The 5,337-nt window shown below is 42.2% G+C and carries 5 protein-coding genes and 1 pseudogene; 1 reads left to right on the top strand and 5 read right to left on the bottom strand.

Translation table 11 applies throughout. From position 1 onward, the window contains the following. Positions 1-14: 14 nt before the first annotated feature. Positions 15-1,642, bottom strand: a pseudogene (locus SPADD19_RS01370) (putative polysaccharide biosynthesis protein). 87 nt (positions 1,643-1,729) lie between these two features. Between SPADD19_RS01370 and SPADD19_RS01365 the strand changes: the two are divergent. Further along, on the top strand, positions 1,730-3,175 hold the full coding sequence (locus SPADD19_RS01365) for a UDP-N-acetylmuramoyl-L-alanyl-D-glutamate--L-lysine ligase (RefSeq protein WP_061455008.1): 1,446 nt from the start codon (positions 1,730-1,732) through the stop codon (positions 3,173-3,175). Between the two features lie 38 nt (positions 3,176-3,213). Here SPADD19_RS01365 and SPADD19_RS01360 read toward each other — a convergent pair whose 3' ends face one another. The 4 genes from SPADD19_RS01360 to SPADD19_RS12280 all read right to left on the bottom strand — a co-directional run. Continuing rightward, entirely contained in the window at positions 3,214-3,864 is a 651-nt protein-coding gene (locus SPADD19_RS01360) for a DUF1803 domain-containing protein (protein WP_061455007.1), read from the bottom strand. Then, on the bottom strand, positions 3,848-4,360 hold the full coding sequence (locus tag SPADD19_RS01355; RefSeq protein WP_061455006.1) for a YiiX/YebB-like N1pC/P60 family cysteine hydrolase: 513 nt from the start codon (positions 4,358-4,360) through the stop codon (positions 3,848-3,850). The genes SPADD19_RS01360 and SPADD19_RS01355 overlap by 17 nt, the downstream gene beginning before the upstream one ends. A gap of 122 nt (positions 4,361-4,482) precedes the next feature. Further along, positions 4,483-4,809 carry a DUF2568 domain-containing protein gene (locus tag SPADD19_RS01350; protein ID WP_061455005.1) on the bottom strand — a complete coding sequence of 109 codons (327 nt, stop codon included), beginning with the start codon at positions 4,807-4,809 and terminating at the stop codon, positions 4,483-4,485. A 53-nt stretch (positions 4,810-4,862) separates the two neighbouring features. Then, a partial coding sequence (locus tag SPADD19_RS12280) for a DHHA2 domain-containing protein (protein ID WP_338322286.1) occupies positions 4,863-5,337 on the bottom strand: 475 nt, incomplete at its 5' end.

The raw sequence follows: 5,337 nt of genomic DNA, 5'->3' as shown, positions 1-5,337 counted from the left end.
CCAACCTCTCAGGTTTATTTCATTCGGAATTTTTGTCTAAGACGTGCAGCTTGACCTCCGATAAAGCGGTCAAAATATCGTAGCCATAATCCTAAGGCTCCATAAATAGCAACTCCTAATCCGCCAATGACGATGATATAAATCATGCTCGATACACGACCATTTGGTGGGAAAATCCAGCCCAAAATCAAGCCTGCAATCAAGACTCCAAGTAGCATCACCACGGTCAGAATAGAACCAAGCAAGGTGCGCTTAAAGACGATGGTTCGATTAAACTGAGTGATGGTTTGGATCTCTCGATACATGAGAACAATTGGCACCATTAACGCAATGGTCGTTGACAAAAGTGGTCCATAAGAACGAAAGACCAAAATAAATGGAATTTGTAGGACCAATTTCACCACTACACCATAAAAGAAATAGCGAATAGCCTTGCGGTTTTGAAAGAGGGCTTGAATCATTGGAGACAAGACCATATAAAGACCTAAAATAATGGTCTGCAACATCGCTACAATGAAGAGTCCCAATGCTAAGCTATCTGGTTGCCCATAGAAAACCGTATAAAGTGGTTTTGCGACCGCAACTGCACCAAAGGTCGCTGGAAGCAAGAAAGCCAATAACATGGTCAAGTTATCCTGTACGAGCTTCCCAGCAGCTTTTAGGTCACCCTTCACGTAATTCTCTGTCAAAAGAGGAATTCCGACTCCCCCAATCGAAGTCGCTACTGCGATCAAGATCATAGTAATTTTGTTTGGATTAGCAGAGAAATAACTAAACATAACCAAGAGCTGTTTCTGACTATAATCTGTGAACCAGGACATAATATTAATAAAGGTCATCTGGTCGACAATTTGGAAGAGCTGGATCGCGGAACCAGTGATGATAAAAGGAATGGCTTCCCGTATAGTATCGATCAAGAGTGCCCGGGTATCAATTTCTTCACTTTCCTCTTGTTTTTTAAAAATAGATGAGAGCAAGCCTGTCTTTGCAAGGTAGTAAAAGAGAACCAACAAGCTTGCTACCATTCCGATAAAGGCAGCAAAGGTTGACTGCGTAACAGCTTGCACATAATCTCCAGAGCCAATCTTCATAATGAAGAAGGTCGTGAGCAACATCCAGATGACCCGAATGACTTGTTCTGCAATCTGGCTTATAGCGTAAGGCTTCATGTTGTTAAAACCTTGGAAAAATCCCCGAATGACACTCATCGAAGGAAAGATCAAGACAGCCCAAGAAAGGCTCTGCATGATCGGAATCAACTCTTTCCCCCACCTGAAAGGCTAGCAAAGACAGGAGACAACAGATACATGAGAATGGCAAATCCAAGGCCTAGAATTCCCATGAATTTCAAGAAGCCCCGAATCAAAGCAAAACTATGATCGGCTTGGTCCCGGGTATTGTATTTGGCTACTTGCTTGGCAACAGCTACGGGTACTCCGGCTGTCGAAATCAAGAGAAACCAAGCATAGATATTGTAGCCCATTGTAAAAAGACCATTGGCTTGTGGCCCATATTTGCCCATCCAAATATACCAAGGAATAATATAAGCAGCTCCTAGCAAACGGCTGATAAAGTTGCTGGCTGTCATCCAGGCAGTCCCGCGAAGCATCTGGGCTTGCTGGTCATTTTGTTCGTGACTCATTGGTGTCCTCTTTCGTTTCTTCTTCTCTTCATTATAAACTTTTCCATGACACTTGTAAAATAGGGACTTTAGGTTTACAATAGTTTTATGATTACAATTGAACAAACCCTCAACATTTTAAAACAAGACCAAAATTTCCGAGAAGTTCTAGTAAATGGTGAATACTACTACCATTTAGAAGGAACACGTTTTGATGCCATTAGCTATGATAGCCGTAAGGTTTCTGCTAGCACCCTCTTTTTTGTCAAAGGGGCGAATTTCAAAAAAGAATACCTGGAACAGGCTATTTCTAATGGGCTCGGCTTTTATGTCTCTGAAAAAGATTATGAAGTTGGTATCCCTGCCATTCTTGTCAATGATATCAAGCAAGCCATGAGCTTAATTGCCATGGAGTTTTATGGGCACCCTGAGAAACAATTAAAATTATTAGCCTTCACAGGGACCAAGGGAAAGACAACAGCGGCCTACTTTGCTTACCATATTTTGGAACAAAGCCACCGACCAGCTATGCTGTCTACCATGAATACGACACTGGATGGTAAAAACTTCTTTAAATCAGCCCTGACCACACCAGAGAGTTTGGATCTTTTTGCTATGATGGCTCAGGCAGTAGCGAATGATCGGACCCACCTCATTATGGAAGTTTCCAGTCAAGCTTATCTGGTGAAACGGGTTTACGGTCTTACCTTTGACGTCGGCGTTTTTCTAAATATTAGTCCTGACCATATTGGACCGATTGAACATCCAACTTTTGAGGATTATTTCTACCACAAACGTCTACTCATGAAGAATAGCCAAGCTGTTGTCATCAATAGCGATATGGATCATTTCTCTGTCTTGAAAGAACAAGTCGAGGACCAGGAGCACGACTTCTATGGTAGCCAGTCTGAGAATCAAATTGAAAACTCCAAAGCTTTCAGCTTCTCAGCTACTGGTAAATTAGCTGGAGACTATGATATGCAACTGATTGGTCGCTTCAACCAAGAAAATGCTGTGGCTGCAGGTCTCGCCTGCCTTCGCCTAGGAGCGAATCTCGAAGATATCCGAAAAGGGATTGCTAAGACGCGGGTTCCTGGCCGAATGGAAGTCTTGAATCAGCAAAACGGTGCTAAGGTCTTCATCGACTACGCCCATAATGGTGATAGCTTGAAAAAACTGCTCTCAGTTGTCGAAACCCATCAAACGGGAACCATTTCACTGGTCCTTGGATCAACTGGGAATAAAGGAGAGAGCCGCCGCAAGGATTTTGGCTTGCTCTTAGAAGACCATCCTGAAATTCAAGTCTTCCTCACAGCGGATGATCCTAACTATGAAGATCCTTTGACCATCGCTGAAGAGATTAGCAGTTTCATCACGCGCCCTGTAGAGAAAATCGCAGATCGCGAACAAGCTATTCAACGGGCTATGGCAACTACCAGCAAGCCTGAAGATGCTGTCATTATCGCTGGAAAAGGAGCTGACTGCTACCAAATCGTCAATGGGGTAAAAGAAGAATATCCAGGGGATGCCGCCATTGCTGAACGTTATCTATAATCAAACGAAATAGGGCTAGGAAATTTTCCTAGCCTTTTCTATTGTTTACTAAACATCAGTCTTTCCTTGTCCAAGTCCACTACTAATTCATATTTGCCTTCATCATTTTTTCGGATATAGCCTAAGATTTCTAAACTGTCTACAAAGATGTCTCTGCGCTTTTGCTGGACTTCTTCTTTCTTGAGGAACTTGAGCAAAAAGCTAGTCATATACTTGAGAGCATACTCTGGATTGACGTCTCCCAAAATGGCATAGAGCTTCTCTTGCTCCTCTGTCAATGGATATTGCTGAGCCACCTTGTAGAAGTAATTGGAAAGAGTCTGTGCATTTCGCTCGAAGTCAGTCTCCTCTACGAGAATCGCTGCATTGGTCGTGTTGCGGAGTTCCGTTTGGAAGACCTTGGCTTTTAGTTCCTGATAAAATTCACTATCCTCTCGGACAAAGACTTCTTGATCCAAATCAACAAGATCAGCTGACTCCAAGAAAGGCAGGTTGAGGGTGTAGCGTTTATTTTCTCGAAGGATCAAGCCCGCTTTGATATACTCCTCCATCAGTTTATCCACTGGTTGATCTGGAAATTGGGCCTTGATTTGCCGCAAAATCACATCATCCTGCTGATCTAAATAGTTGATCAAGTCCTTAAAAAAAGGCTGACGTGTCAAACGTGTGGGGTTAATGATTGTAATCATCCAAATACCTTTCTTTAAACTGTAGATGGGGTGATTGGGCTAGTTGACTCGGGTTGGTCCCGGGCTGATCTAGAGGAACGGCTAGGCCAAGCTCCTTGTAGTAATCCAGCCAGAACGTACTAATCTCCTCTTCCTCATCTCCAAACTTCATGGGAATGGTTTCAAAAATAGGGAGAATTGCTGCTACAAACTGAGAACAATAGAAACCATCTCCATCTGGATAAAAGGAAGCGTTGTAGGGAGAACCTAAAAGGTTTTCCGACAACTTTTTGACCTCTTTGAGATCGATTTTCGGATAGCGATAAAGGTCATAGACTTTTCCAGCTTCAAAGAAGTCCTCAGGATCCTGGGTAAGGACGCCACCTTCCACCGTAGCATGATAGACCTGTCCGTCCAAAAAGATAGCCACGTGGCTATAGTGACCAGTAGAAGCCTGGATGGCCTGCCCTTTATCCGAATCATCTTTCACAAAAATCAAATCGCCATTTTCTAACATACTTCTCTCCTAGCAAAAAAGGAGCCGAAACTCCTTTAGCTATATGGAAAACATAGTTTTCTCGTGTCAATCTCTAGTTAAAAAATTACCATTTAAATAATTCATTAACTATATTCTATGAATCACTCTAGCCGAAAATAATAAAGTAGCCCTAAACTTCCAAAAGACAGAGCTAAGTAGAGGATTCCTATTTGCAATCCATACAAATACCAAAAACTACCACTAACTAAAATAAAAATAGATATCTCAGCAACGAGGCGTTGCCATTTTTTAAAAGCATGTGGAGATTTTGGTGCCATATATCGCGCCCAAAATAGGATTAATAGAACTGCTAGAAGAAAAAATAGGAATTTTTCTAGCCAAGAAATTTGTATCACAGACACGGAGAAAAGACCAAGGATTGCCACAACCTCAACCAAAAAGCGAAGTCCTTCAATCAATCGCATCATACTATCACCTTCTATGAATAGTCAAATCAACAGTTCCAAATATTCCTTAAGAATTACCCATTAAAGCTTTCAGTCAATTGAGGTACCACTTGTTTCTTACGTGAAACAGCACCTGGAAGGAAAGCGTGGTTATTTTCAAGTTTGAAGTTGAAAGCTGCTTCTACCTTGTCCATATTAGCACCAAGAGCCAAAATTTCTGAGTTTGAGTTGACGATGTCTGTAATCATCAAGACAAAGTCAGAGTAGCCGTTAGCTGCATTTGCGGCTTGGATGGCTGCTTCGATTTCAGCTTGGCGTTCCAAGACTTCAGCAATATCAACTGTATTGACTTGAGCCACACGGACATTGTTTCCGTTGAGTTCAAATGTCTTGGCATCGATATCAATCAATTCTTCAGCAGATTTGCTTGCCAAGTTTGTACCCGCCTTGAGCATGGCAAGACCGTATTCTTCCAAATTCACACCAGCCAATTCAGCCAATTCAGGAGCAATGACTTTATCTGATGGGTGAGTGGTTGGAGATTTCAAA

This window comes from Streptococcus parasanguinis, assembly GCF_001578955.1.
Taxonomy (GTDB): Bacteria; Bacillota; Bacilli; order Lactobacillales; family Streptococcaceae; genus Streptococcus; species Streptococcus parasanguinis_U.
The sequence above is the reverse complement of the archived record's forward strand: the minus strand, read 5'-3'. Positions and strand labels throughout refer to the sequence as shown.